A 24,515-nucleotide genomic window follows, 5' to 3' on the forward strand; every position below is an offset into this window, starting at 1 on the left:
CTACCGCCAATCGGGGGCCAACCGTCGCGCCGACTCGCGCAGCCGCCCAAAGGGTGCGACATTGACACTCAGCCCCCCACGGGCTGCCGTCGACCCCTGAGGAGGCAAGGTGTTCCAACGCATCGCCATCGTCAACCGCGGAGAGGCCGCCATGCGGCTCATCCACGCTGTGCGGGACCTGAACGCTGAACATCCTGACCGCGACCCCATCGCGACGATCGCGCTGTACACGGACGCCGAGCGCTCCGCCATGTTCGCCCGCGAGGCCGACGAGGCCTACCCGCTGGGCCCGGCGTCAGAGCGCCCCTACCTCAACCACGACCTTCTCGCCCGCGTCCTCACCGACGCCAGGGCCGACGCCGTCTGGGTGGGCTGGGGCTTCGTCGCCGAGGACGCGTCCTTTGCGGACCTCGTCGAGAGCCTCGGCATCACCTTCATCGGCCCCTCCGGCGACGCCATGCGCAAGCTGGGCGACAAGATCGGCTCCAAGCTCATCGCCGAGGAGGTGGGCGTGCCGGTGGCGCCGTGGTCGCGCGGCGGCGTCGACACCCTCGACGACGCCCTCGCGTCCGCCGAGTCCATCGGCTACCCGCTGATGTTGAAGGCGACGGCGGGCGGCGGCGGCCGCGGCATCCGCAAGGTCACCACCCCCGAGGAGTTGACCGACGCCTATCAGCGCACCCGCGACGAGGCCCAGCGGGCGTTCGGCTCCGGCGTTGTGTTCCTCGAGTCGCTCGTCACGGGCGCCCGGCACGTCGAGGTGCAGGTGATCGCCGACGGCCAGGGCACCGCCTGGGCCATCGGCGTGCGCGACTGCACCATCCAGCGCCGCAACCAGAAGATCATCGAGGAGTCCGCCTCCCCGCTTCTGACCTCAGATCAGACCGACGAGCTGAAGGCCTCCGCCGAGCGTCTGGCGCTGGCCGTCGACTACCGCGGCGCGGGCACCGTGGAGTTCCTCTACCACCCGGGCGACAAGATGTTCGCGTTCCTGGAGGTCAACACCCGCCTTCAGGTGGAGCACCCGATCACCGAGGTGACCAATGAGTTCGACCTTGTCAAGGCGCAGATCCACGTCGCCGCCGGGGGCACCCTCACTGAGCGCCCCATCGAGTTCGGCCACGCCGTGGAGGCCCGCCTGAACGCCGAGGACCCCGACCGCGACTTCGCCCCCGCCCCCGGCCTGATCACCAGGCTGGACCTGCCGGCCGGCCCGGGCATCCGCGTCGACACCGGCGTGGCGGAGGGCGACTCGATCCCCGCGGACTTCGACTCGATGATCGCCAAGATCATCGCCTACGGCCGCACCCGCGACGAGGCGCTGGGCCGCCTGCGCCGCGCGATGGCGGAGACCACCGTCGTCATCGAGGGCGGCGCCACCAACAAGAGCTTCGTCCTCGAGCTGCTCCGCCAGCCCGAGGTGACCGGCCGCCAGCCGAAGCAGGCGGGCGCGCGCCGCGCCGCGGGGCCCCAGGACGCGGACATCCCGTGGGCCGACACCGGCTGGATCGACCGCACCCGCGCCGACGGTGGGCTGATCGCCGACGAGCACGCCGGGGTGGCGCTCGTGGTGGCGGCCATCGAGGCCTACGAGGAGACCACGGCGATCGAGACCGACCGGCTGCTCACCACCGCGCACGGCGGCCGGCCGCAGACGCAGCACAAGTCCGGCGCCGCCGTCGACCTGAAGCTGCGCGGGGCCGTGCACAGCGTCACCGCGTTCGCGATCGCCCCGGGGCGCTATCGGGTCGTCGTCGGAGGCCAGGCCACCGAGGCCGAGCTTCAGCGCCTCGACGACGTGCACGGCCGCGTGACCGTCGGCGGGGAGCGCCACCGCATCGTCACCGCCACACACGGGCCCATCCACCTGATCGAGGTCGACGGCGTGACCCACCGCGTCTCCCGCGACGAGGGGGGCGTGCTGCGCTCCCCGGCCCCCGCACTGGTGGTGGCGACGCCGGTGAAGGTGGGCGACGAGGTGGAGGCCGGCGCCCCCGTCGTGGTCCTCGAATCCATGAAGATGGAGACCGCCGTCTACGCGCCCTTCGCCGCGCGCGTGAAGGAGATGCTGGTGACCACCGGCTCGCAGGTGGAGTCCATGGCTCCGCTGGTGCGCCTGGAGCCGCTCGGCAACGGCGCCGCCGCGGTGATCGTGGAGTCCGCGCCGATCGACATTCCTGTCTGCCCGCCCGCGGCGGATCCTTCCGTCCGCGCCGGCCGCCTGCTGGCGGATCTGTCGGCCATCCTCATGGGCTTCGACGTGGACCCCTCGGCCAAGACGCTTCCGCGCTACCTCGTGGCACGCGAGGAGGCACGGTCCGCGGGCGTCGACGTGGTGGCCGCGGAGATCGAGCTGCTCACCCTGTTCGCCGATCTCGCCGAGCTCAGCCGCAACCGCCCCATGGGCGAGCAGGCCAACACCGAGCTGCGCGTCCACTCGGACCGCGAGCACCTGCACCGCTACCTGACCACCCTCGACGTGGAGCGCGCCGGGTTGCCCGGCCACTTCGTCGACCGCCTGGCGGCCGCGCTGCGGCACTACGGCGTGGACTCGCTGGACCGCACGCCCGAGCTGGAGGCGGCCGTGTTCCGCATCTTCCTGGCGCAGAAGCGGGTGGCCGCAGACGTGCCGCTGGTGCTGGGCATCCTGGACCGCTGGATCGCCGAGCCGGCCCCTGACGCTGACCGTGCGGTGATCGCCCGGGCGCAGCTGGAGCGCCTGGTGCGCGCCACGCAGCTGCGGTTCCCCGCCGTCGGAGACCTCGCGCGTTCGGTCCGCTTCCGCTGGTTCGACCAGCCGCAGGTGGACGCCGAGCGGGCGGCCATCGTCGCCGGCGTGGGTGACGAGGTGGAGGCACTCGCCGCCACCCCTGACGCGCCCGACTACGACGAACGGATCGCCAGGCTGGCCGACATCCCGGAGTGGACGGCCAACTTCCTCGCGACGCGGTTGGGTCGCGGGGTGCCGGCGCACGAGCCGATGCTCGAGGTGCTGCTGCGCAAGTACTACATGGATTACGGGCTCTCGGACGTGTCTCGCCTGACGGTGGACGACCGCTCCGTCGTGCTCGGTGACTACACCCTCAACGGGCGGCCGCGCCGCTTCGTGACGACGGTGGGCCTGGCCGACGAGCTCGCCGCGGGCGGGCCGCTGGAGTCGCTGATCGCCTCGCAGGTCGCGGAGCGGACGCCGGGCCATGACGCCGTGGTCGAGATGTATGTGCTGTGGCCGGAGCGCCCGGATGCCGAGGCGCTGGGCGCCGAGCTGCTGGAGCGCCTGCGATCCTGGGCGTGGGACCCGGCCGTGCAGAGGGTCGCGGTGGCGGTGTGTACCGCCGACGGCGCGGTGGAGTACCGCACGTTCCGGTTCACTGACGGTGAGCTCTACGAGGACGAGAAGATCCGTGGCCTGCCTCCGATGGTGGGGCGCCGCCTGGACCTGTGGCGGTTGCGCGACTTCGACACCACGCGCCTGCCCGCCCCCGACGACGTGCTGCTGTTCGAGTGCGTGGCGAAGTCCAACGCGGACGACCGCCGCCTCGTGGCGATGGCGCAGGTGCGGCAGCTGGCCGTGGTGCGCGACGCCGACGGCGGCCTGATCGGCCTGCCGCACGCCGAGCGCGCGGTCGCCAACTGCCTGGAGGCCATCCGTCGGACCCGTTCCGCCCGAGGCAAGGCCGGCTCGAAGCTGGACATGAACCACGTGTGGGTGCACGTCTGGCCGGAGATCGACCTGGACGTCTCAGACGTCGAGCCGCTGCAGGACCGGATCACCCCGCTGTCCGACGGCGCGGGCATCGAGGAGGTCCTCTGCCAGGGCCGCTTCGTCCGCGGCGACCGCCTCATCCCGCTGGCCGTCCGCTTCCACGCGCAGCCGGGCGCGGGCGTCACCACCACGGTCACGCCGCCGCCCACCGAGCCGCTCAAGCCGCTCGACGACTACACGGCCAAGGTGCTGCGCGCCCGCCGTCGCGGGCTGGTCTACCCGTACGAGCTGTCCGCGACCCTCGCCGGTCCCGGCGGCTCGCTGGTCGAGCTGGACCTCGACGGCGACGGCCGCCTCGTGGAGGTGGACCGTGCCCCGGGCCGCAACAAGGCGGGAATCATCGTCGCGCGGGTCACCACCCCGACGGCGCTGCACCCGGAGGGCGTGACCAGGATCGTACTGTCGGGCGATCCGACGAAGGGTCTGGGCGCCGTCTCGGAGCCGGAGTGCTCGCGGATCATGGCCGCGATCGACCTGGCCGAGGAGATGGGTGTGCCGGTGGAGTGGTTCACGCTCAGCTCCGGGGCCCGGATCTCGATGGAGTCGGGCACCGAGAACATGGACTGGGTGGCCGCCGCGTTGCGCCGGATCGTCGAGTTCACCCAAGGAGGCGGCGAGATTAACGTGGTCGTCGCGGGGATCAACGTGGGCGCCCAGCCGTACTGGAACGCCGAGGCGACCATGCTGATGCACACCAAGGGCATCCTCGTGATGACGCCTGATTCGGCCATGGTGCTGACGGGCAAGCAGTCGCTGGACTTCTCGGGCGGCGTGTCGGCGGAGGACAACTTCGGCATCGGCGGCTACGACCGCGTGATGGGCCCCAACGGCCAGGCGCAGTACTGGGCGAAGGATCTGGGTGCGGCCATGGGCATCCTGATGTCGCACTACGACCACACCTATTCGCCCGAGGGCGAGTCCGGCCCCCGCCGTGCGGTGACGGGCGATGCCGTGGATCGCGACGTCTCGGAGTACCCACACAACATCGGCACGGATTTCGCCACCGTCGGGCAGATCTTCTCGGCCACCCACAACCCGGACCGGAAGAAGCCGTTCGACATCCGCACCGTCATCGCGGCGGTCTGCGACCAGGACCACCCGCGCGTCGAGCGCTGGGCGGGCATGGCGGAGGCCGAGACGGCGGTGGTGATCGACGCGCGTGTTGGCGGGCACTCGGTATGCGTCGTCGGGATCGAGTCCAAGCCTGTGCCGCGCGCGGGGTTCCCCCCCACCGACGGCCCGGACACGTTCACCGGTGGCACGTTGTTCCCGCGGTCGTCGAAGAAGGTGGCTCGTGCCATCAACTCGGCATCCGGCAACCGGCCGCTGGTGGTGCTGGCGAACCTGTCGGGCTTCGACGGCTCGCCGGAGTCGATGCGCAACCTGCAACTGGAGTACGGCGCGGAGATCGGGCGCGCCATCGTCAACTTCGACGGGCCTATCGTCTTCGTCGTGATCTCGAGGTACCACGGCGGCGCGTTCGTGGTGTTCTCCAAGCGGCTCAACGAGAACATGACGGTGCTGGCGCTGGAGGGCTCCTACGCGTCCGTGCTCGGCGGGGCGCCCGCCGCGGCCGTGGTGTTCGCGGGAGACGTGACGAAGCGGACCGGCGCGGATGCGCGGGTCGCGGCCTTGGAGGCGAGCCTGCGCGACGCGGCCCCCGAGCAGCGGGCGGAGATCCAGGTGGAGCTCGCGGACGTGCGGGCGGCGGTGCGGGCGGAGAAGATCTCCGAGATCGCGGCCGAGTTCGACGGGGTGCACAACATCCACCGCGCCGTCGAGGTTGGCTCGGTGGACCGGGTGATCTCGCCGGCCGAGCTGCGTCCCTCGATCGTCCAGGTGATCGAGGCCCACCGCCGCTGACCCCTTCGCGTACCGCGGCTCTGCCCCTGGCCCGTCCACGCATACCGTAGCTCCGCCCCGGCCCGTCTTCGCATACCGCAGAACGTATGCGAAGACGCCTCGCACACGGTGGCGTTCTTTGCACAGCCAATACGGTGTGCGAAGAGACCCCAGGTATGCGAAGTGGGCCGGGCCTGCCGGAAAGCCAGCGCGACACCCGCGCCGTCGCGTACGCGTACGCTGGCGGGCGTGACCGACGACGACCTCTGGGACCTCACCCGCACCCGGCTGTTCTGGGCCGGGATCCTGGCCAACGGGGTGACCACCGACGAGGGGGCCGCGGCCGTCGAGGCCGCCCTCCCCACCCGTCCGTCGTCCCATTCCGCCCTCCAACGCCTCCACCAGCTGGCCACGGATGAGCTGACGGGCATGTTGGCGCTGCTCTCCGACGACGAGCCGCGCTGGGCCGATGGCCACGGATCGACCGTCGGCGACATCCGCCGCCTGCTCGACCGCTAAGCCGGGTGAGCGACCGCGCGGCCATTCCCGCGCGCCGGGCGCAGCAGGCGCATGCCGTTGACGATCACGATCAGCACGGACGCCTCGTGGACGAGCATCCCGATCGACATCGTCACCCCACCGAACAACACACCTGCCAGCAGCGTTCCGACGGTGAGGAGCGCGATGGCGATGTTCTGCCTCATGACCCTCACGGTGCGCTTCGCCAGGCCGATGGCCTGCGGGATCCGGTCCAGCCGGCTGGTCATCAGGGCGATGTCGGCGGTCTCCACCGCGACAGCCGAGCCAGCTGCGCCCATCGCGATCCCGACGTCGGCCAGGGCGAGCGCCGGGGCGTCGTTGACGCCGTCGCCGACCATCGCGACGACGCGGCCCTCGGCCTGGAGGGCTCGCACCACGTCGAGCTTCTGCTCGGGCAGGAGCCCGGAGCGGGCGTCGGCGATCCCGACCGTCCCCGCAACCGCGGCCGCGACCCTCGCCTGGTCGCCGGTGAGCATGAGGACGCGCGTCACACCGACCCGGTGCAGCGCCGCCACTAGCGCGGCCGCCTCGGGCCGAACGGCGTCGGCCACGCCGATGGCGCCCACGACGTCGCCGTCCACGGCCACCATGAGCGGGGTGTGGCCGGCGTCGGCGAGCGTCACGGCCGCCTGGGCCGCCCACGCGTCACCCTGCGGTGCGACCAACGCCACCGTGCCGACGGCCACCTCACGCCCACCGACCATCGCGACCACGCCGTGCCCGGGCACCGTGCGCACGCCGTCGGGGACCGCGGGCACGTCCAGCCCGCGGGCCAGCGCCTCCTCGACGACGGGGAGGGCCAGCGGATGATCCGAGCCCGCCTCCGCGCGCGCGGCCCAGCCGAGCACCTCGTCGGCGGTCCAGTCACCTCGGGCCACCACGTCGGTCAACGCGGGCCGGCCCACGGTGAGTGTGCCGGTCTTGTCCAGCGCGACGGTGTCGACGCGGGCGGCAGTCTCGAGGAATTCGCCGCCCTTGATGAGGATGCCGTCACGGGCAGCGCGGCCGATGCCCGCCACCAGCGCCACCGGCACGGAGATCACCAGGGCGCCGGGGCAGCCGATGACCAGGAGGGTGAGGGCCAGTTCGAGGTCGCGGGTGAGCAGGCCCACCACGACGGCCAGGACGATGATCCCCGGGGTGTACCAGCGCGAGAAGCGCTCCATGAACTGCTGGGTGCGGGCCTTGGCGTCCTGCGCCTCCTCCACCCGGTGGACGATGCGCGCGAGGGTGGTGTCGGCGCCGACGCCCGTGGCATCCAGGGTGACGAATCCGTCCGCGACAATCGTGCCGGCGAACAGTGGGTCCCCGGGGGACTTCTCGGCGGGGATGGACTCGCCGGTGATCGCGGCCTCGTCGATCGCCGCCCGCCCGGAGGTCACCACTCCGTCGACGGGGACCCGCCCGCCGTGCTTGACCACCACGGTCTCGCCGACCCCCACCTCACCGGCCGGCACCTCCAACTGGGCGCCGTCGCGGACGACGGTGGCGGTGTCGGGGGCCAAAGCCACCAGCTCGGCCAGTGCGGAACGGGTCTTGGCCAGCGTCGCGTCCTCCAGCGCGTGTCCGACGGCGAAGAGGAACGTGACCGCGGCGGCCTCCCAGTAGTTGCCGATCGCGATGGCCCCCACGGCGGCGACGGCGACCAGCAGGTCGATCCCGATCACCCGTAGCCGAAGCGCCCGTGCCGCGGACCAGGCCACGGGTGCGCCGGCCACGAGGGCTGCGGCCAGCATGAGCCAGCCGGCCGCCGGCCACGCGAGCGCACCGGCCAGCCCCGAGGACACGATGAGGAATCCGGAGAGCGCCGGCACCCGCCAGCGATGGGACAGGAGTGTCATGGCCGGTCCTCAGAACGCCGAGGGGCGGGCGGTGTAGCCGGCCTTGGCGACGGCGGCCACGAGCTGGTCGACGCTGGTGCGGGTGAGGTCGTGATCCACCTCGATGCGTGAGGAGGCGAAGTGGACCTTCGCCATCGTCACCCCGGGCAGGGCGCCCAGCGCCTTCTCGATCTTGGCCACGCAGGACGGGCAGCTGAAGCCTTCTGCGCGGAGGGTGGTGTGGGTGATGGTCGCGGTGGACATGGTCTCCTCCTGGAGGGTCGGTGCCGCTGGATGCGGCGATGTCTCGACGCTACGGGGGTGCCGCCGACGCTTCCTTGACGTGGATCAAGCCCCCGTCGGGGGAATGGCGCTGCATGCCTGCCCGCGCAGCGGGGAGGTCTCACCTGCTCCGGGAAGCAACGGACGCGCTCGAGCCGAGCCCCTCCGCGGTCATGCTTGCGGCTTGGCGATGGTGGGCACGCCGGCGAACACCTGATCACGCCCATCGCGGCAATTGAGTGCGTTCCACCGGTGTCCTCTAGGGAGTTACTGATCAATGCTGTCCTCGGCGAGGACGTGCCGGGCGGGATGAGATGGTGCCACTGCATCTGGTGCGTGTACTCGACGTCCATATCCAGATGCAGGGGGGTCAGATCGCCCGATCCGGTGCGCCGCAGCCAGGACATGATTGATCAGTGATTCCCTAGGGCAGAGGACTCACGCGTTGTCGGATCCGCTCAGGATCGTGTCGTAGTCTTGGCCGCCGTAGAAGACGCCGAGGATGGTGATCTCCTGGGTCTCGTCATCGACGTAGGTAGCGATCACCGCACGCTTCTTGTAACTGGAGGTGCGAAGCCCAGGACGGATGTCGTCCCGCATTGTTCCTCGGTGCGGGAACACCGCGAGGCCCTCGCAGTGGGCCACGATGGCATCCACGTAATCGGCAGCAACCATCGGCGATGCTGACGAAGCAAGGTACCGGTACAGCGCCTCGAGTTGATCTGCCGCCTCCTGCGCAAACCGAACCGTGTAGGTCACTGGCCGCGCAGGGACACGAGCCGCGCACGGACCTCGCCTGCAGACAGCGCACCATTCGGGTCTGCCAGCAGCCTGTCATAGGCTGGAGCAACCTGCTCCAGAAGCCAGGCGTCGACCGCCCGATCGCGTGCCGCCAGGGCCCGTAGGCCTTCGCGGATGACCTCGCTTTCGGAGGCGTACTCTCCTGAGACCACCTTGGCGCGGACCATGTCGGCCATCTCGTGGGGCAACGTCACACTCATCTGCTTCGTAGTTCTCATGTCGACCTCCCTCCATCCATCCATCCAGGGTAGGACTGAATCCTACTCGGCGGAAGAGTCGTTCGGCATTGCCTGACAGACTGGGTGTTGGGGCAGGCTGGGGCCATGACTCAGCACGCTCAGACCCATCACGCCGGCGACACCTGCGTGGCGCTGGTCCCCGTCTTCCGCGGGCTGGATGCCGGCCAGCAGGAGGAGGTGGCAGGATTCGCGAGGCCCATCAGGGCCGCCGCCGGTGAGCAGCTGCTCGCGCCGACGGACCGGACCAGACGCCTCCTTGTCATCCACCGCGGAAGCGTCCGGGTGGCGCACCTGCTGGACACCGGCCACGAGCGCGTCGTGAGGGTGCTGGGTCCGGGCAGCGTGGTCGGCGAGGCGTCGTTCATCCTCGGCCGTCGCCCGGACAACTACGCCTACGCCGAGACCGACGTCGAGCTGTGCTCGTTCGACCACGCGGACCTGGCGCGCCTCGTCGCCCGCTACCCCGACATCGCCGTGCGGATGCTGCAGATGCAGGCCGAGCGGCTGGCCGCGGCCGAGCGGATGCTGGCCGCCTTCGGGGGGCGGGACGTGGGCGCGAGGGTCGCGGCGTACCTGCTGGACCTCCCGTCCCGCCGCGACCCCGAGGGAGCGGTCGTCGAGCTGCCCATGGCGAAGAAGGACGTGGCGAGCTACCTGGGCACCACCCCGGAAACGTTCAGCCGCCGGCTCCGCGACCTCGTCGACGACGGCGTGGTGGAGCTGGCGGGCCGACGTGGGGTGCGGATCCTCGACGCGGAGGGCCTCGAGCGCCGCGCCGACGCTACTGCGTGATGTCGTAGCGCAGGAGGCGCGCCTTGTCCGCCTTCCGCGTGGAGCCCTGAAGGGCCAGCAGCTCGGCGTAGATGCCGTCGGTGGTGGCCAACTCCGCAGGGGTGCCGATCTCGTCGATGCGACCGTCACGCAGCGTCACGATCCTGTCCACCGTCGAGATGGTGGACAGCCGGTGAGCGATGATCAGCGTGGTCCGACCCTCCATCAGCTCCTCCAACCCGGCCTGCACCGCGCGCTCGGACTTGGTGTCCAGGGAGCTGGTGGCCTCGTCGAGGATGAGGATGGGAGCATCCTTGAGCAGGGCGCGCGCCACGGAGAGCCGCTGCTTCTGCCCGCCGGAGAGCTTGACGCCCCGCTCGCCGATCTCGGTGTCGAAGCCGTTGTGGAGGTGCGAGATGAAGGACAGCGCATTCGCCCGCCTGGCCGCGACACTCAACTGCTCGTCAGTGACGCCGTCCTGCCCGTAGGCCATGTTCTCGCGGATGGTGCCGGAGAACAGGCTGGCGTCCTGGAACACCACGCCCACCTCGCGGCGGAGCGCCACCGTCGGCACGTCGTCGACGGACTGGCCGTGGACGCGCAGCGCCCCGGAGGTCACCGGGTAGAGCTTCATGATGAGGTTGACCAGCGTGGTCTTGCCGCCTCCGGACTCGCCCACGAACGCGATCCGTTCGCCGCGGTTCACCCTGAGGTCGATGTCTCTCAGGACCAGCCCGTCGGCGCCGTCACCGTCGCCGTAGCCGAAGTCAACGTGGTCGAACTCGATCACCGGATCGGAGTCCACCCACTGCACCACGGCCGACGGCGCGGCCTCCAGGGCGTTGTTGGGCTCGTCGGTCTCGTTCATCACCTTGAAGTACTCGCGGCTTCCAGCGACGGCGCGCTGCGTCATGTCCACCCAGTAGCTCATGGAGGTGACGGGCATCCGCGCCATGGTGGTGAGCTGGATGAGGAGGACCATGGTGCCGACGCTGTACTGGCCGCTGGCCGTCTGGTAGAAGATGATGGCGTAGATCCCGAAGAACACCACGTCCAGCGCCCCCCGGCGCCAGAGATCCATGGTGTGCCAGAACCGGGACTGCTGCCGCGACAAGGCGATGGCGTCGCGGTAGTGGCCCTTGAAGGACTCCAGCTCGCTCTTCTCGGTGACGAAGCTCTTCACCACCCGCATCTGCCCGATCACCTCGGAGAAGCGGCCGCCTGAGATGTCGTAGTGGTCGTTCTTCTGCTTCTCCCACACCTGCCACTTCTTCGACGTCCTGGCCGTCAGCCACACGAAGGTCGGGTAGATGAGGATGAGCAGGATCGTCAGCCACGGCGAGTAGAACGCCGTGATGACGAGCACCGCGAGCAGTGTCACCACGGTCGGGAAGAAGCCGTTGCTGAAGGTCTGGAGGAAGTCGGTGATCGACGTGATGGAGCGGTTGAGCCGGGAGATGATGGTGCCGGTCAGCTCGTTGTCGTAGTAGCGCTGCGGGAGCCGCAGCAGCTTGCGGTAGTAGTTGGCCGACAGGATGGCACGCAGCCGCACGGACATCAGGTCGCCGAAGTAGCCCGAGAGGTTCGTGATCGCCGAGTTCGCCAGGGCGATGATCAGCAGCACCACCGCCAGCCACATGAGGTCCGCGACGGTGCCGCCGCGTCCCTCCGCGATGTCGACCACCGTGTCGGTGGCCCTGGCGATGACGAACGGCGTCAGTAGCGCGGTGGCCGAGGTGGCGATCGCGCCGAGCGTGACGGTGAGGTAGAGGGGCCACAGCTCTTTGGCTGTGGCCATGATGGTGACGATGCTGCGCACGGGGTGACTCCTTCGGTGGGCACTCTACCCACGTCGACCGGGTCACTCCCGCTTGCGACTCAGCAGCCGTTGCAGCACGACGAAGATCAGCAGGAGAACCCCGATGACGATCTTCGTCCACCATGACGACAGGGTGCCCTCGTAGGTGATGATCGTCTGGATCAGCCCCAGGACGAACACACCGAGGAGCGAGCCCAGCACGTAGCCGCTGCCGCCCGTCAGCAGGGTCCCGCCGATCACGACCGCCGCGATCGCGTCGAGCTCCATGCCGACGCCCGTCAGCGCGTACCCGGATCTGGAGAACATGGCGAAGAGCAGGCCGCCGAACCCGGCGCAGGTGCCGGAGACCACGTAGGCCAGCACCTTGGAGCGGGCGACCGGCAGACCCATCATGAGCGCCGACTGCTCCCCGCCGCCCAGCGCGTACACGGTGCGCCCGAAGCGCGTGTAGTGGAGGATGTAGACCGCCAGCAGGACGAGGGCCAAGGCGATCATGACGGCAACCGTCAGGCGGAATCCTGACGAGCCGAAGGCAATGCTGCGGCCGGTCAGGGTCACGAAGGACTCGTCGTTGATCGCGATCGACTCGGGCGCGATCACGAAGCAGAGCCCGCGCGCGAAGAACATCCCGGCGAGGGTGGCGATGAATGGCTGGACCTTGAAGATGTGGATGATCAGGCCGTGCATGAGCCCGATCGTCGATCCGACCAGCACCGCCATCGGCAGCACCACCTCGATCGGCCATCCGTCCCGGAGCGTGGAGGCGGTGACGATGGCCGAGAGGGCCAGGACCGCGCCCACCGAGAGGTCGATGCCGCCGGTGATGATGACGAAGGTCATGCCCACCGCCAGAGCGATGAGGAAGGAGTTGTTGATCAGCAGGTTGCCGAGCATCCGCGCGGAGAGGAAGTTGTCGTAGCGCAGGCCGCCCACGATGAGCATCAGCGCCAGGACGACGAAGGTGCCGATGACCGGCAGCTGGGCCGCGGAGAGCCGGAAGCGTGGACGCGCGCGCTGGGTTGTCGTGCTCATGCCGCGACCGCCTGCGCCTGGGGACGCCGTCGGCCCCAGTGTTCGAGTTTGTCTCGAACCACCGGCGACTGGAGCAGCGTCACCGCGATCACCACCAGGGCCTTGAACAGCGGGGTGACCAGCGGCGAGATCCCGAGGATGGTCACGGTGAGGGAGAGGGTGGTGATGATGAACACTCCGATCACGGTGCCGCTCAGGGAGAACTTGCCGCCGGCCAGCGACGTGCCGCCGATCACGACGGCGAGAATGGCATCCAATTCGATGAAGAGCCCCGCGTTGTTCGCATCCGCGGCCATGACGTTGGCCGAAAGCAGCAGCCCCGCGATGCCGGCGAACAGCCCGCCGACGATGTAGACCGTCCACGTGATGGTGCGTGCCCGCACACCCGCGAGCCGCGCGGCCGCCGGGTTGATGCCCACCGCCTCGATCAGCATGCCGAGCGCGCCCTTCCTGCAGACGAGGAGAACGATGAGGAAGGCCGCGGCGGCGATCCACGCCGGGACGGGCAGTCCGAGCACCCAACCGGAGCCCAGCCACTTGTACGGGGTGGAGTTGACGGTGGTGATGAAGCCGTTGGTGATCAACATGGCGATGCCGCGCCCCGCCATCATGAGGATGAGGGTGGCGATGATCGGTTGGATGCCCAATACCGCGACCATGAACCCGTTCCAGGCGCCGAGCACCAGGCACAGCGCGAGCGCCATACCGATGGCGGATGCGACGGTGAGCACCGAGTCGGGGTTCGGCGACGCCTGGATCGTGCTGAGTGCCAGTGCTCCCGAGATGGCGACGATGGCACCCACGGAAAGGTCGATGCCACGCGTGGCGATGATGAGCGTCATGCCCAACGCCACCAGCATCAGTGGGGCCGAGTTGCGCAGGATGTCGATCAGCGAACCGAAGAGGTGCCCGTCGCGGACGGTGACGGCGAGGAAGTTGGGCCGGTAGATGGTGTTGGCGGCGAGCATCGCAACGAGTGCGACGAGTGGCCAGAACAGGTTGTGCGACACCATCCGGGAGAGCCTTCCCGATCGGCGCGTCTCCTGGGAGGTGTCAACGCTCGGTGTGGTCGGTGCATCGGTCATCGGGCGGCCCCCGCGATCTGGGTCACGACGTCGTTCACGGTGAGGTCCCCACTGTTGGTGAGCTCGGAGATCTTGCGCCGGTCGCGCATCACCACGATCCGGTTGCTCAGCCGCAGCACTTCTTCCAACTCGGCCGAGATGAACACCACGGACATGCCGTCCGCGGCGAGCTCCGCGACAAGCTTCTGGATCTCCGCCTTGGCGCCGACGTCGATGCCGCGGGTGGGCTCGTCGAGCAGGAGGAGCTTGGGTTGCGTGGCGAGCCAGCGTGCCAGCAGGACCTTCTGCTGGTTGCCGCCGGACATGTTCCGTACGAGCAGGTTGGGGTTGGCGGGGCGGATGCTGAGCGCCTTCATGTAGTGGTCGACGATCTCGTCGGCCTGCTTGTCAGGCAGCTTCCGCAGCCATCCGCGGTCCGCCTGCACGGCGAGGATGATGTTCTCGCGGACCGTGAGGTCGCCGACGACGCCCTCGGCCTTGCGGTCCTCCGAGGAGTAGGTGATGTGGGAGTCAAGCGCGGCGCGGGGACCGCGGAACTTCGCAGGCTTCCCCTCCACCTCGAGCTCGCCGGTGGTGGACATGTCCGCGCCGCACAGCAGCCGGGCGAGCTCGGTGCGGCCGGAGCCCAGCAGGCCGGCCACGCCGACCACCTCGCCCTCGTAGAGGTCCAGGTCGAACGGTTCGATGGTGCCCTTCCGGCCCAGGCCAAGTGCCCGGACAAGAGGCCGACGCTCGGCCCCAGCGGCCGGAGCGGCCACTCGGAGGTGTCCGAGAGCCTCCAGGGATCGGCCGATCATCTTGGACACCAGCTCGTGCTGGCTGAGGTCCCGGGTGAGGTATTCGCCGATGAGCAGCCCGTTGCGTAGCACGGTCAGGCGGTCCGCGATGGCGTAGATCTGGTCCAGGAAATGGGAGACGAAGAGGATGGCCACGCCCTGGTCGCGCAGGCCCCGCATCACGGTGAACAACTGCTCCACCTCCCCCGCGTCGAGTGAGGACGTGGGCTCGTCGAGCACGAGGACCTTGCAGTCGATGGAGGTGGCGCGGCAGATCGCGACGAGTTGTTGGATGGCCAGGGAGTGGGTGCTGAGCTTGGATGCCGGGTCGATGTCCAGCCCCATCCGGCGCAGGTGCTCGCCCGCGGCCCTGCGGGTGGCGCCCCAGTTGATGAACGGCCCTGAGCGCAACTCCTGCCCGAGCATCACGTTCTCCGCCACAGAGAGGTTCTCGCAGAGATTGACCTCCTGATAGACGGTGCTGACCCCGGCCTGGCGCGCCTGTTCCGGGCTGCTGAAGCGGACCTGGGAACCCTCGACGACGATGGTGCCGGAGTCGATCCCATAGATACCAGTGAGCGCCTTGATCAGGGTGGACTTGCCCGCCCCGTTCTCGCCCATGAGGGCATGGACCTCGCCCGGCAGGAGTCGGAAATTGACGTCCTGCAGTGCTTTGACCCCGGGAAATTCGATCGAGATGTCTGTCATCTCGACGATCGGGGCCACCTCGCTCGGGGCGAGGTCCGATGCCGTCATAGGTGTTCTCCTGTGGTTGTCAGGTGGGGCGGGGGTCAGTACTGACGGTCCGCGATGACGGCCTTGGCTGCCTCCTGGTCGAACGCCTCGTCCTTGACCACGATGCGCTTCTCCACCTCTTCACCGGCGAGCACCTTCTTGGCGATGTCGGCGAGGTCCGGCCCGAGGAGCGGGTTGCACTCGACGATGTAGTTGATCTTGCCGTCGACCAGGGCCTGCATGCCGTCCTTGACCGCGTCGATGGTGATGATCTTGATGTCCTGACCGGGCACCTTGCCGGCCGCTTCGATGGCCTCGATGGCGCCCAGGCCCATGTCGTCGTTGTGGGCGTAGACGATGTCGATCTTGTCGTGCTTCTGTAGGAAGCCCTCCATGACCGTCTTGCCCTCGGTGCGGGTGAAGTTGCCGGTCTGGGAGTCGATGATCTCGAGATCGCTGCCCTCAATGGCGGAGGCGAAGCCGGTCTTGCGGTCGTTGGCGGGCGCCGAGCCGGTGGTGCCCTGGAGCTCGACGACGGTGAGGCCCTGGCCGTCGTACTGCTCCTTAGCCCACTCACCGGCCATCTCGCCCTCCTTGACGAAGTCCGAGCCGATGAAGGTGGCGTAGAGGGAGTCGTCATCGCTGTCGATGGCGCGGTCCGTGAGGACGACGGGAATCCCTGCGTCCTTGGCCTCCTGGAGCACCGCGTCCCACCCGGTCTCGACGACGGGGGAGAAGGCGAGGATGTCGACGCCCTGCGAAATGTAGGAGCGCAGCGCCTGGATCTGGTTCTCCTGCTTCTGCTGCGCGTCGGAGAACTTCAGGTCGAAGCCGTTCTCCTTGGTGAGGGTGTCCTGGATGGACTTGGTGTTGGCCGCGCGCCAACCGGATTCGGCCCCCACCTGCGAGAAGCCGAGCACGATCAGCTCGCCCTCGGCCCCTCCGCCCGTGCTTCCGGACGGGGTGGAGGCAGTGTCGTCCGCGCACGCGGCGAGCGGCACGATTGCCGCCGCGGCCAGTGCGCCGAGAATGGTCCTGCGATTGAACTGCTGCATCAAAGGCTCCTAACACGTGTGATGCACAGCGCCTGGTTGCCCAACCGCGACACCTTCGTCGCATCCCCCGGGTTTCCTGGCGCATCGTGTGAACGTTCACATCGAATGCCTTGATCCTTGCCCCTTGTCGGCGCAAGGTCAAGCGGGCGCCGATAGATTTATCGAAACGTTACGAGACGCCAAAACTTTCGCCCACTAGGCGTTGGGGAGCCAGACGCGCATGGCACCCGAGGCGCGGTTGCCCCAGGTGTGGAAGGGGATGGCCCGCACTGTGACCGGCTGCCCCGTGGGGGCGGTGGCTGGCGCGCCGTACAGCGGGCCCACCCCCGGCCGTGGGGTGACCGCGATCTCGAGCCCGCCGTCGGACTCGATCGGCGCACTGGTGGCGTCGACGATCACATCGTCCAGGCGGATCCCCTCAGGGAGGTCCACCTGCTCGACGCAGTACACCTGGGGTCCGCGCTCGAGCGCGAGACAGCCGCGCACCGAGTCCACGCGATGGTTGGCCTGCGTCCAGCGGGGGGCCATCGGCAGGTCGAGGGCGAGCGGGGTGGCTGCGAGTTCGACGCGAGCGTAGCCGTCGGCGTCCGGCTGGACCGGCTGCCCGTCGATGGTGGGAGCATCGGCCCAGCTCGGGATCCGGAGAGCGACAGGAAGGCCGGCCGGGCCGGCGATCTCGACGCGGCCGTCGTCGGGGTAGCTGGTGCGCACGACAACGATTCCGCCGCCGAGGGCTTCGGGCACGTCGATCTCGCAGGCGGTGTAGAGGTGGAGCGCCAGGGCGTCGCCGTCGATGGAAGCCACGTAGCCGCTCAGCTGGGCGAAGACGCGGGCGATGTTGGGCGGGCAGCAGGCGCAGGCGTACCAGGGGGTGCGCTCACGGGGTGCGCTCTCTTCCGAGTAGCGGTCTGGGCGCAACTGGAGCGGGTTGGAGTAGAAGAATCGGGTACCGGACTCGTCGAGCGAGGCGGCCAGCGCGTTGTGCAGCTCGCGCTCGATGGTCTCGGCGTAGCGGGCGCCGCCCTCGGCCAAGTACATGCGCCAGTTCCAGTGCAGGTCCGCGATGGTGGCGCAGGTCTCGGCGTAGGCGCGGTCCGACGGCAGCTCGTAGTCGTCGCCGAACGCCTCGTCGCGGTGGCGCGAGCCGAATGCGCCGGTGATGTACATCTTGCGCTCGTGGGCGCTGTCCCACTGGGCGCGCATCGCAGCCAGCAGCGACTGGTCGCCCTCCTCGAGGACCAGGTCGGTCACCCCTGCGTTGAGGTAGAGCTGCCGGACGGCGTGGCCGACGGCGCTGGTGGATTCCCGAACCGTGGCGTGGTCCTGGAAGTAGCGGGCCCCGAGTGAGCCCACCTTGAGCAGGCCGGAGCCGCGGTGGTCCACCTGGTGGCGGGCCAGGTCCAGGAAGCGGCGCTCGCCGGTGTGCCTGTAGAGCTCCACTAGCGCGGTCTCCAATTCAGGGTGCCCGCAGTATCCCACCTTGTCAGCTGCTGGTCCGAAGGTGGCGTCCACGAGGTCGACGAAGCGGACGGCGATGTCCAGGAGGTCGGTGCGGCCGGCGCGGGCCAACGCGACGGCGGCCTGCACCATGTGGCCGAGCACGTACATCTCGTGGGTCCAGTCCAGCTCCGCGAACTTCTTCTCGGGGTGCACGCCCTGGATCCAGGTCATCACGTAGCCATCCGGCTCCTGGACGCGGGCCACGAGGCCGATCACGTCGTCGAGCCAGGCGTCGAACTCACGGGTGCCGGTGCGGGCGATCTCCCAGGCCACCGCCTCGATGGTCTTGTAGAGGTCTGAGTCGGCGAACCAGAACCCGCGCCATTCGGCGGTGGACTCGCCGATCAGACGGCGGAAGTTGTCCAGGTTGCCGGCCTCCTCGAGCTGGGCGATGCAGTGCGGGATGGTCGCGGCGGCGTTGCGCAGCTGCCAGGCGCCCAGCCGCGAGGCGGGGTCCAGGCGGACCCCGGTGATCGCGACGGGGTGACGCGGGCCTGCGGCCAGAGGGGAAGCGGGGGCGACGAGCGGGAGGGTGGCCACGGGACAGCCTTTCATCGTTGAAATACGTGTCCAATGGTGCCCCGTCGTGCGGGAGCGGTCAACCCCTCCCCGACCCTGCAGGTGAACGACGAAGGGCCCACTCCCGACGGGAGTGGGCCCTTGAAGTCGGACGTCAGCGCTCGGTGATCGGCACGTAGTCGCGCTTCTTCTCGCCGATGTAGATCTGGCGCGGACGCCCGATCTTGCGGTTGGGGTCCGCGTGCTGCTCGCGCCACTGCGCGATCCAGCCGGGGAGCCGGCCGAGGGCGAACAGGGCCGTGAAGTGCTGCGAGGGGAATCCCATCGCCTCGTAGATGAGGCCCGTGTAGAAGTCCACATTGGGGTACAGCTTGCGTTCGATGAAGTAGTCGTCGTTGAGCGCCGTCTCCTCCAACTCCAGCGCCATGTCGAGCAGCCGGTTGTTGCGGCCGGAGATGCGCAGCAGCGCGTCGGCGTGACCCTTGATGATCTTGGCGCGCGGGTCGTAGTTCTTGTAGACCCGGTGGCCGAAGCCCATCAGCTTCACGCCGGACTTCTTGTCCTTGACCTGGCTGACGAACTCCTTGATGTCCAGGCCCTCATCCTGGATACGCGAGAGCATCTCCAGCACGGCCTGGTTGGCGCCGCCGTGCAGAGGGCCGGACAGCGCGTTGACGCCGGAGCTGATCGAGGCGTAGATGTTGGCATCCGCCGAACCCACGAGCCGCACCGTCGACGTGGAGGCGTTCTGCTCGTGGTCCGCGTGCAGGATGAACAGCGTCTCGAAGGCACGGACGATGTCCGGGTCGATGTGGTACTCCTCCTGCGGCGTGCCGAAGGACAGGCGAAGGTAGTTCTCGACGTAGCCGAGCCCAGTCTGCGGGTAGAGGAACGGCTCGCCGACGGAGCTCTTGTACGCGTAGGCGGCAAGGGTGGGCATCGAGCCCAGCAACCGGAGCGACGCCTCCTCGACCTGGTTGGTGTCGTGCACCGAGAGGGTGTCGCGGTGGAACGAGCCGAGCGCCATGATGCCGGCGGCGAGCACCTGCATGGGGTGGGCGCCGCGCGGGAAGCAGCGGAACAGCTCGCGCATGCGCTCGTCGAGCATCATGCGGCGCGAGATCTTGAGGCTGAACTCGTCGAGCTCATCCTGCGAGGGGAGGTGACCGTAGATGAGGAGGTAGGTGACCTCGATGAACGTGGCCTGCTCGGCGAGCTGCTCGATGGGGTAGCCGCGGTACTGCAGCACACCCTCGTCGCCGTCGATGAACGTGATCGACGACGTGCACGACGCGGTGTTCACGAAGCCGGGGTCCAGGGTGGTGGCGCCGGTCTGCGCCAGGACCTTGCCGATGTCGAATCCATCGTTGCCCTGCGTGGCCTCCACGATCGGCAGTTCAAGCTCGAGATCCCCGTACCTGAGGAATCCGCTGTCGGTCATGCGTTGCCTTTCTTTTGGGTCCCGGCGACCGTCGTGGGCGCCGTTGATGCCTACTCACTGGCCTGCACCCCCACCCTACAACGCTGGAGGGAACCTCCGGAAAGCGTCCAATCTTGTTGTAGAGACCACACAAAACAGCCCCCACCCGTCAGAGCGACGGGAGGGGGCTGCAGAGTCGGTGGGTCAGATGCCCTCGGAGGACTCCGAACGGCGAACGGTCTCGCCGGTGGCAGGGTCGCTGACCACGCGGGTCTCGGTGGTGCGGCTGCGGTTGGAGGCGAGCAGCGCCCAGATGAGGCCGACGACACCTGCCGCCATCAGGATGTAGCCCACGAGATCCAGGCTGATGTAGGGGACGTCAGCCTCCACTGCGAACGTGAGGATGGCGCCGAGCGCGATGAGGAAGACGGATGAACCGATACGCATGAGTGGCTCCTTGCTTGTTCAGATGTATCTCTCCCTCATACCCACTTCGGCGGATTTCAAACATCGCCCCCTCCCGGAGCAACCGACGTTTCCCGGGATGACGCTCACCGTTCACCCGTTCGGCATACATTGCTCGCGTGACGATCGAGCCGCCCCCCGCCGTCGACGCCGTGCCACAGGCCGGCGCGCTGTCCTCCACCAAGGCCCCGCGCAGGAAGGTGGTCGCCTGGGCATTCTGGGACTGGGGCACGCAGCCGTTCGCCACAGTGATCACCACGTTCGTGTTCTCGGTCTACCTCACCAGCTCCGCCTTCGGTGAGAAGGACCAGGTCACCATCCAGCTGGCCTGGGCGACGGGTACCGCGGGCCTGCTCATCGCCCTGCTGGCCCCGGTGCTCGGCCAGGGCGCGGACCGCACGGGAAAGCGGATGTTCCACCTGCGCTGGCAGACCTGGCTGCTCGCGGCGATCTGCGCGGCGATGTACTTCGTCGCGCCGGCGCCCGAGTACTTCCTGCTGGGCGCGGTGCTGCTGGGCGCGGGCAACGTGGTCTCGGAGATCGCCAACGTCAACTACTACTCGGCGCTGGACCAGGTCAGCACCCCGTCCGACGTGGGCCGGGTGAGCGGCCTGGGCTGGGGCCTCGGTTACCTCGGCGGCATCACCATCCTGCTGGTCATCATCGCTGTCCTGGGCTCCGACTTCACGCCCGACGACGTGCGGCTCTCGATGCTCATCTGCGGGGCCTGGACTCTGCTGTTCACCATCCCGATCTTCATCGCGCTCAAGGACCGGAGGCCCGATCACGTGCCGCCGTCGCTGGGCATCGTCGGCTCCTACCGCGAGCTGTTTCGCTCCATCGCGCGCGTCGGGAGGGACAACCCCAACACCCTGTTCTTCCTCGTCGCCTCCGCGCTGTTCCGCGACGGCCTGGCCGGGGTGTTCACCTTCGGTGGCGTGCTGGCCGCCGGCACGTTCGGCTTCACGTTCGGCGAGGTGGTGATCTTCGGCGTGGTGGCCAACGTCGTCGCGGGCCTGGCGACGATGCTGTTCGGCCTCCTCGACGACCGACTCGGCCCGAAGCGGGTCATCCTGTTCTCCCTCGGGATGCTGGTGGCGTTGGGGCTCGGCATCTTCTACTTCCACGACGGCGGGAAGACTATCTTCTGGATCTTCGGCCTGGGCATGACCCTGTTCGTCGGCCCGGCGCAGTCGGCGAGTCGATCCTTCCTGGCGCGCCTGATCCCCGAGGGCATGAGCGGCGAGATGTTCGGGCTGTACGCGACGACGGGGCGCGCGGTCAGCTTCTTGGCGCCGCTGATGTTCGGGTTGATGATCGCGGTGGGTGTCGCGGTGACGGGCGACGCGCAGGAGTCCAGCCAGCACTGGGGCATCCTCGGAGTCGTGCTGGTGCTGCTGGCCGGCTTCATCGTCGCGCTGTTCGTCAAGCAGCCGCAGCGCTCGGAGGCTGCTCAGGCCTGAGGCCGGGTGCTTGCTCGGGTCAGAGGCTCGGTGATCCGGCCCCGCCGCGACCCCGACCGTGCCCCAGGTGGTAGACGCCCGCCGCCACGAGAACCAGCGCTGACAGGCCCAGATACATCGCCCCCAGCCCCCATTCGGCGATGACCGGGCCCAGGGCCAGCGGCCCCAGGCCCACGCCGAGGTCCATCATGATGAACAGCGTCGACGTGGCCAGCCCCACCCGGTGCAACGGCGCGACCGACACCGCGATCACGTGCGCCGAGGACTGCAGCGTGCCCATGCCCAACCCGAGCAGCCCGCCGGCCACCAGCAACGCGACTCCCGACGACGCAAGCGCCAGGACCACCAGCCCCGCCGACATGGACACAAGGGCCGGGTAGACGATCACGTTGTCCCCCCGCGCGTCGTGCAGCCGCCCCACGAACAGCCGCGAGACTGCGATCACGCCGGAGTAGACCAGGAAGAACCCGCTCAGGGCGGCCGTCAGGTCCAAGGCGGCGGCGTGGGTGGACACGTAGGTGAGGACGCCGGTGAAGGCGATCCCCAGCAGCAGCATCATCGTCGCGATCGGCAGCACCGAGCGTTCCAGGAACCCGCTCACGGGGCTGTGCGGGCGGTCGCCCACGGGTCCGGCCTCGCCGCCGTCGCGCCCGGGGCCGGGGAACCTGAGGCCGAACGCCAGCAGAAAGGCCCCCGTCGACAGCACTGCACCGAACCCGAACAGCCACTCGATGGCGCCCAACTGCAGCACCGCCAGGGCGATCGCCGGCCCGACGGCGGTGGCCACCGTCCCGCTGAGCGTGAAGTAGCCCATGCCCTCCGAGCGGCGCGCCGGCGGCAGCACCGTCATGATCGACGCCGCGATCGCCGTGTGCGAGGCCCCCAGACCCGCGCCGTGCAGCATCCGCACGGCGAGCAGGAGCCCGAGGTTGTCGGCCGGCACGTACAGGAACGAGGCGACGCTGAACACCCCAAGGCCGAGGAGCAGCATCCGGCGCCGCCCCACCACGTCGAGGAACCGGCCGGCGAACGGCCGCACCACCAGCGCCCCGACGATGAAGATGCTCGCCGCCAACCCCGCGACACTGTCTGACGCCGAGAACCGCTCCCCCGCGTAGGTGGCCATGGTCACCATCAGCATGAAGAAGACCAGCGACACCAGGAAGTTGACCACCGTCGCCAGGACGAAGGTACGGGTCCAGATCCTCACGCGCGCTCGGCGAACTTTCCCTCCTCGCGGATGCGGTCGTTGAGCAGCGCGAGGTACTCGTCGGCGTCGAAGGCCAGCGGCACCTCTTCGCCCTTCCAGCTCGACAGGTGGATGGCGTTGGCCAGGCGGACGCCGTGCATGCCGTCGGCGCCGGGCGCGACGAGCGGGGTGCCGTCGACGATGTTGAGGGCGAAGTTCTCAAGGACGTCGGCGTGCTGGCTGCCGAAGGCCGACTCGAACTCCAGCGTCTCCTGGGTGTAGAGGGTGTTAAGGTCCACCTTCCCGGTGAACAGGCGCATCACGTCGTCCATGTCCATGCCGCCGCTGAGCTCCTGCTCGGGCTTGCGCAGCCTGGTGATGATGGCGCGCTTGCTGTCCTCGACGACGATCTTGCCGGCGTCGCCGAGGATCTCGAGCCGGTCGGTGCCGGCGATGTCGTAGGTGCAGGTGACGAACGAACCCGTGACACCGTCGCCGTAGTCCACCATCGCGTTGACCTCGTTCTCGACGGCGATGTCGCGGTTGACGCCGTAGCCCAGCTTGGAGAAGACGGTCCGCGGCACGCCGCAGATCCACTGCCACAGGTCGAGCTGGTGGGGGGCCTGGTTGACGAGCACGCCACCGCCCTCGCCGCCCCAGGTGGCGCGCCAGGCGCTGGAGTCGTAGTAGCCCTGCGGCCGCCACCAGGTGGTGATGGTCCAGGTGGAGCGGCGGATGGCGCCGATCTCGCCGCCTTCGACGATCTCCTTGAGCTTGCGGTACAGCGGGTTCATCCGCTGGTTGAACATGATCGCGAACGTCAGCTCGGGCTTGGAGGCGGCGAAGTCGACGAGCTCCTGGGCCTGCTTGGTGTAGACGCCGGCAGGCTTGTCCACCAGCACGTGGAGGCCGGCCTTCAGCCCGGCGATCCCCATCTCCGGGTGCAGATAATGGGGGGTGGTGGTGACGATCGCGTCAACGTCGCCGCTGGCCAGCAGCGCGTCGAGGTCGTCGTGGACCGGCACGCCGGGGTACGTGGACCGGGCGAGGTCACGCTTGGCGGGGTCGGTGTCGCAGATGGCGCCGATGGTCATGTGCGGCACGCGCCCGTCGTTGATGAGCGACGCGTAGAGCCCGCCCTGCTGTCCCAGCCCGATGATCCCGAGCCTCACCTGCTTCGTCATGTGCGTCTCCTTGAGCGTGTTGATCGTCCGCGCCCGCCTTCGTCGGTGGGCTGTCCGGGGGATACCCGGGATACGAGTAGAACAGTGGAACGGCACGGATCGCGCTGTGTTGCATCAAGTTGCCTCGTAAGCCGAGGGGCCGCGGCAACTTCTGGCAATCCATTGGCCACGAGGGGCTCAGTGCGTAGCGTCATCATCAGCGCCCACCCGAA

18 protein-coding genes are annotated in these 24,515 nt (G+C 68.9%); 4 read left to right on the top strand and 14 right to left on the bottom strand.

From position 1 onward, the window contains the following. The first annotated feature begins 109 nt into the window (after positions 1–109). Both ACZK39_RS05960 and ACZK39_RS05965 read left to right on the top strand, forming a co-directional pair. Positions 110–5,629: an ATP-binding protein gene (locus tag ACZK39_RS05960; RefSeq protein WP_463612819.1), complete on the top strand. Its 5,520-nt coding sequence runs from the start codon at positions 110–112 to the stop codon at positions 5,627–5,629. Between the two features lie 228 nt (positions 5,630–5,857). Further along, positions 5,858–6,127, top strand: a complete 270-nt coding sequence (locus ACZK39_RS05965) for a hypothetical protein (protein WP_463612820.1) — start codon at positions 5,858–5,860, stop codon at positions 6,125–6,127. On the opposite strand, the gene ACZK39_RS05970 is transcribed toward ACZK39_RS05965, so the two are convergent. The 4 genes from ACZK39_RS05970 to ACZK39_RS05985 form a co-directional block, all read right to left on the bottom strand. Next, the gene (locus ACZK39_RS05970) at positions 6,124–7,989 is read right to left on the bottom strand and encodes a heavy metal translocating P-type ATPase (protein ID WP_463612821.1); all 1,866 of its coding nucleotides are present in this window, start codon (positions 7,987–7,989) and stop codon (positions 6,124–6,126) included. The two genes, ACZK39_RS05965 and ACZK39_RS05970, sit on opposite strands and share 4 nt — an antisense overlap. Before the next feature lie 9 nt (positions 7,990–7,998). Further along, complete coding sequence (locus tag ACZK39_RS05975) at positions 7,999–8,232, bottom strand: heavy-metal-associated domain-containing protein (RefSeq protein WP_463612822.1); 234 nt, start codon at positions 8,230–8,232, stop codon at positions 7,999–8,001. Positions 8,233–8,688: 456 nt separating this feature from the next. After that, the gene (locus tag ACZK39_RS05980) at positions 8,689–9,009 is read right to left on the bottom strand and encodes a type II toxin-antitoxin system RelE/ParE family toxin (RefSeq protein WP_182800563.1); all 321 of its coding nucleotides are present in this window, start codon (positions 9,007–9,009) and stop codon (positions 8,689–8,691) included. Next, entirely contained in the window at positions 9,006–9,269 is a 264-nt protein-coding gene (locus ACZK39_RS05985; protein WP_182800564.1) for a type II toxin-antitoxin system ParD family antitoxin, read from the bottom strand. Before ACZK39_RS05985 ends, ACZK39_RS05980 begins: the two co-directional genes overlap by 4 nt. Before the next feature lie 105 nt (positions 9,270–9,374). Between ACZK39_RS05985 and ACZK39_RS05990 the strand changes: the two genes are divergently transcribed. Then, on the top strand, positions 9,375–10,082 hold the full coding sequence (locus ACZK39_RS05990; RefSeq protein ID WP_182800565.1) for a Crp/Fnr family transcriptional regulator: 708 nt from the start codon (positions 9,375–9,377) through the stop codon (positions 10,080–10,082). Here ACZK39_RS05990 and ACZK39_RS05995 read toward each other — a convergent pair. The 8 genes from ACZK39_RS05995 to ACZK39_RS06030 all read right to left on the bottom strand — a co-directional run bounded on the left by ACZK39_RS05995 (position 10,072) and on the right by ACZK39_RS06030 (position 20,449). Then, positions 10,072–11,880: an ABC transporter ATP-binding protein gene (locus ACZK39_RS05995; protein WP_182783517.1), complete on the bottom strand. Its 1,809-nt coding sequence runs from the start codon at positions 11,878–11,880 to the stop codon at positions 10,072–10,074. The genes ACZK39_RS05990 and ACZK39_RS05995 overlap by 11 nt on opposite strands. A gap of 42 nt (positions 11,881–11,922) precedes the next feature. Then, a complete protein-coding gene (yjfF, locus tag ACZK39_RS06000; RefSeq protein ID WP_182783519.1) occupies positions 11,923–12,912 on the bottom strand; it encodes a galactofuranose ABC transporter, permease protein YjfF in 990 nt (329 codons plus the stop codon). Further along, positions 12,909–13,997: an ABC transporter permease gene (locus tag ACZK39_RS06005; protein ID WP_463612823.1), complete on the bottom strand. Its 1,089-nt coding sequence runs from the start codon at positions 13,995–13,997 to the stop codon at positions 12,909–12,911. Before ACZK39_RS06005 ends, yjfF begins: the two co-directional genes overlap by 4 nt. Further along, a complete protein-coding gene (locus tag ACZK39_RS06010) occupies positions 13,994–15,529 on the bottom strand; it encodes a sugar ABC transporter ATP-binding protein (protein ID WP_463612824.1) in 1,536 nt (511 codons plus the stop codon). Before ACZK39_RS06010 ends, ACZK39_RS06005 begins: the two co-directional genes overlap by 4 nt. Before the next feature lie 35 nt (positions 15,530–15,564). Further along, entirely contained in the window at positions 15,565–16,563 is a 999-nt protein-coding gene (locus ACZK39_RS06015; protein ID WP_463612825.1) for an ABC transporter substrate-binding protein, read from the bottom strand. A gap of 195 nt (positions 16,564–16,758) precedes the next feature. Next, positions 16,759–18,603: a glycoside hydrolase family 127 protein gene (locus ACZK39_RS06020; protein WP_463612826.1), complete on the bottom strand. Its 1,845-nt coding sequence runs from the start codon at positions 18,601–18,603 to the stop codon at positions 16,759–16,761. 133 nt (positions 18,604–18,736) lie between these two features. Continuing rightward, entirely contained in the window at positions 18,737–20,023 is a 1,287-nt protein-coding gene (locus ACZK39_RS06025; RefSeq protein ID WP_463612827.1) for a citrate synthase, read from the bottom strand. Between the two features lie 183 nt (positions 20,024–20,206). Continuing rightward, complete coding sequence (locus tag ACZK39_RS06030; protein WP_182783529.1) at positions 20,207–20,449, bottom strand: DUF6458 family protein; 243 nt, start codon at positions 20,447–20,449, stop codon at positions 20,207–20,209. A gap of 137 nt (positions 20,450–20,586) precedes the next feature. Between ACZK39_RS06030 and ACZK39_RS06035 the strand changes: the two genes are divergently transcribed. After that, positions 20,587–21,930: an MFS transporter gene (locus tag ACZK39_RS06035; RefSeq protein ID WP_463612828.1), complete on the top strand. Its 1,344-nt coding sequence runs from the start codon at positions 20,587–20,589 to the stop codon at positions 21,928–21,930. A gap of 19 nt (positions 21,931–21,949) precedes the next feature. Here ACZK39_RS06035 and ACZK39_RS06040 read toward each other — a convergent pair whose 3' ends face one another. Both ACZK39_RS06040 and ACZK39_RS06045 read right to left on the bottom strand, forming a co-directional pair. Then, entirely contained in the window at positions 21,950–23,140 is a 1,191-nt protein-coding gene (locus ACZK39_RS06040; RefSeq protein WP_459055749.1) for an MFS transporter, read from the bottom strand. Next, the gene (locus tag ACZK39_RS06045) at positions 23,137–24,303 is read right to left on the bottom strand and encodes a Gfo/Idh/MocA family protein (protein ID WP_459055748.1); all 1,167 of its coding nucleotides are present in this window, start codon (positions 24,301–24,303) and stop codon (positions 23,137–23,139) included. Before ACZK39_RS06045 ends, ACZK39_RS06040 begins: the two co-directional genes overlap by 4 nt. Between the last annotated feature and the right edge of the window lie 212 nt (positions 24,304–24,515).

Source organism: Tessaracoccus luoxuelianae (genome assembly GCF_055326245.1).